4 protein-coding genes are annotated in these 3,224 nt (G+C 64.4%); 2 read left to right on the top strand and 2 right to left on the bottom strand.

Annotation, left to right across the window (positions count from 1 at the left end):
- The coding region (locus AADA04_RS13350) for a sigma-70 family RNA polymerase sigma factor (protein WP_340693768.1) at nucleotides 1-919 on the top strand (919 nt) is incomplete at its 5' end.
- Here AADA04_RS13350 and AADA04_RS13345 read toward each other — a convergent pair.
- On the bottom strand, nucleotides 910-1,377 hold the full coding sequence (locus AADA04_RS13345; protein ID WP_340693767.1) for an SAM-dependent methyltransferase: 468 nt from the start codon (nucleotides 1,375-1,377) through the stop codon (nucleotides 910-912). The two genes, AADA04_RS13350 and AADA04_RS13345, sit on opposite strands and share 10 nt — an antisense overlap.
- Nucleotides 1,378-1,506: 129 nt before the next feature.
- Here AADA04_RS13345 and AADA04_RS13340 point away from each other — a divergent pair, with 129 nt between their 5' ends.
- Nucleotides 1,507-2,397 (top strand): LysR substrate-binding domain-containing protein, encoded by an 891-nt coding sequence (locus AADA04_RS13340; RefSeq protein WP_340693766.1) that lies wholly within the window; start codon nucleotides 1,507-1,509, stop codon nucleotides 2,395-2,397.
- Between the two features lie 309 nt (nucleotides 2,398-2,706).
- Here the strand turns inward: AADA04_RS13340 and AADA04_RS13335 are convergent.
- Nucleotides 2,707-3,224 (bottom strand): hypothetical protein (locus AADA04_RS13335; protein WP_340693765.1); only part of this gene is annotated, 518 nt, incomplete at its 5' end.

The following is a 3,224-nucleotide window of genomic DNA, read 5'->3' as shown; positions in this document are numbered from 1 at the left end:
TCTCACCTCTCACACCTTTCACACTTTGGAATCCACCAACATCATTGACCACCTCTTCCGGCACCAATTCGGTAAAATGGTGTCCATCTTGACCAGGGTGTTCGGCCTTGCGCATTTGGAAGTGATCGAAGATGCCGTGCAGGATACGTGGCTGCGCTGGTCGCGGATTGATCCGGGAGCGATCGACAATCCGGCGGCATGGCTGAGGCGGACGGCAACCCATATCGCGATCGATGCGCTGCGCGCGGCAAGGTCGAAACGGGAGGCCTATCCGGGGCCGTGGCTGCCTGAACCGCTGTTTGCCGCAGAGGCGGAGGCCGCAGGCGCCCGGTTCGAGATTGCGCAGGAGTGCGAGCTGGCGCTGCTCTGGGCGATGGAGCGCCTGAGCGCGGCGGAGCGGGCGGCCTTCATTCTGCGTGAGGCGTTTGATGCCGGATATGACGAGATCGCAGCGACGCTTGGCAAGTCAGAAGCCGCATGCCGCCAGCTGGTCAGCCGGGCGCACAGGCGGCTGCAGGAAAGCGGGCCGCGATTTGATGCGCCGGATGATCAGGTGCGCGAGCTGATCGCGCGCTTCCTGTCGGCGGTCGCGGCGGATGATTTCGAGGCGGCGCGGCAATTGCTGGCGCCGGACGCCGTGGCGCTGAGCGATGGCGGGCGCAAGGCGAGCGCAGCGCTGCGGCCATTGGTCGGCGCGCAGGATATCCTGACCGTGTTTGCATCGGTGATGCGCCGGTCGGGCGCGGCGACGGACTGGCGGCTGGAGGTGGCGGAGGTGAATGGCGCGCCGGCGCTGGTGCGCTGGCTGGGCGTGCGGATCGATTTCGTGCTGACGCTGGCGCCGGATGCGTCCGGGCGGATCGCCTGGCTCTACATCATGCGCAATCCGGACAAGCTGCCAGGCGCGGCCTACCAGTAGGTTTTCATGATCTCTTTTGCCCAGCCGGGTTCGCGCAATTCCCCACGCGGCTGGAAGCCGGACATGACGGGCTTGATGTCGAGCACGGGCGTGCCGTCGATCGCGTCGAGGCCCTTGATATGGAGCACGGTGCCATCGACCGAGAGGACTTCGCAGATCGTGGCGCCGAGACGGTTGGGGCGGTTCTTGCCGCGCTGGGCGAAGATGCCGATTTTCGGCCAGTCCGTGTTGCCGCGCGGATAACGCGCGCCGGTGACAATCTTGGCGTCGGGCACCTGATCGAACAGGAAGATCACTTCGGCGTGGGAAAAGGTGCCCAGCCCCATCAGGGCCTCGGCGTCGAACAGGGCCGTGTCGAGTTCGATGCGGGCGGGGACGGAGTCCCAGTCATCATCTATGGCTTCCGCCCGGTCGCAGCGGACATGGCCGACCGGTTTCATCAGGAACGGATCAGGCATCGCGTATCTCCTTGAAAAATCAAACAGATACAAGCTTACCGGGAAATCCGGAATTAGCCATCCTGTGGATTCTTCACTTGCCGCTGGGTTCAAGAGGCGTCACAACCGCTCACCATGGATTGGGGCAAATTGAAATCCTTTCACGCGGCAGCCGAAGCGGGCAGCCTGACATCTGCAGGCGAGCGCCTGGGGATATCGCAGTCGGCTGTGTCGCGCCAAATTGCGGCGCTGGAGGAGCAGCTGGGCGTGTCCCTGTTCCAGCGACATGCGCGCGGACTGGTGATGACCGATAGCGGGCATACGCTGTTCCGGTCCACGATGGAGATGGCGGCAGCCGCCGCACTGGCCAACACGGCGCTCAAGGACCAGCATGACACGCCGCAAGGCGAGCTGATCGTATCGGCGCCGGTCGCCTTCGGTTCGACCTGGCTGGTGCCGCGCCTTGGCGGCTTCTCGCGCAAGCACCCGGACCTGCACCTCGACCTGCGCCTGGAAGACCGGGAATATGACCTCCTGAAACTGGAAGCTGAATGTGCGATCCGGCTCTGGGCGGCGGACAAGGCCGACCTGATCCAGCGCAAGCTCGGCACCGTGGCGACGAGCCTGTATGCCTCGCCGGAATACCTGAAGCAGAAAGGCGTGCCGCGCACGCCGCAGGATCTCGATAATCACCGCATCATTGCCTATGGCGATGAAAACTCGCTGCTCAACGTAATGAGCTTTGCCTGCCGGGTGGGCCGCGATGACAGCCCGCCGCGCCCCGCGTCACTGAAACTGAACAATGTCTTCGCGATGCTGCGGGCGGTGGATGCCGGGCTCGGCATTGCCGATGTGCCCGATTACATGGCGAGCGCGATGCCGCGCCTGGTGAAAGTGCTGCCGGACCATGTCGGGCCGATCTTCGATCTCTACTTCGTCTATCCGAGCGACCTGCGCCGGTCGAAGCGCGTGGCGGCGTTCCGCGACTTCGTGACGGCCGAGACGGAGCCGCTGCGGCGGCCATCTATGCACCAAAGCTAATATTACAGTTTTGTTAAATGCGTATTTGCATGGGTGAACTGCTGTCATGCAGGTTGCACCGCAGGCCGAAATCCCTATTTAGCCTGTATGCCAAGGGCCCCGGGCATTTCCCGATCTCCTCCGATTGGGCGTTTCCTCCCCCCTTCGGGGCCCGATACTCAAACCCGGCGCGTTCATTCGCAGCCGGGTTTTTTTTGCTTTGGATTTGGGGCACGGGCGCGGGCCGCGCGCATGGGGTTCCATCGCACGGGGCCCGTCCTTCGACTTCGCTTGAGGCATGAGCCCCTGAGATGGCCTTTGTGTTCGGCTTTAACCCGGCTCGGGCGGGGGCTGGAGTTTGTAGAAGGCGGCCTCGTTGAAGAAGCGCAGGTCCTGCTTGACCATCGGTTCGAGGCGCTTGCGGTTGATGCCGGGGATTTTCAGGAACGCGAACGCGACCGGGCGCGGATGGCCTCTGGCCTTGCGACTTGCGATCCAGCGGGCGAAGCGTTTGGCGTGGGCCTCGGGCTGGTCGATGACCGCCTGGAGGGCGCGGATACGGGCGAGCAGCGGGGCGCTGGTTTTCGGCTGGGGTGTGCGCGCGGGTTTCGGCGGCCTTGGCGGTTCATTGAAGAAGCGGATGCGCGGGCCATTATTCTTCGGACCGGGGCCGAGGGGTTCGGTGAAGCGGAAGCGGGGAATCGCGGCCCCTGCCTTCGCAGGGGACACGGGAGATGGGTGCAGGGCGCCTGAGGCCCCGGCGTTCGCCGGGGACACGGAAAGCTTTATGTCGGGCGCCATCAGGTAGAGCAGGCGCCGCGCCATCGCTTCGGCGGGCTTGAGGACCA

The organism is Hyphomonas sp., from assembly GCF_037969335.1.
Lineage (GTDB): Bacteria > Pseudomonadota > Alphaproteobacteria > Caulobacterales > Hyphomonadaceae > Hyphomonas.
Note: the sequence above shows the minus strand (reverse complement) of the source record. Positions and strands in the feature narration are given on the sequence as shown.

Excerpts from the sequence above, each read along its gene's own strand:
- AADA04_RS13345 (WP_340693767.1), bottom strand. The coding sequence starts at position 1,377 with ATGCCTGATCCGTTCCTGATGAAACCGGTCGGCCATGTCCGCTGCGAC.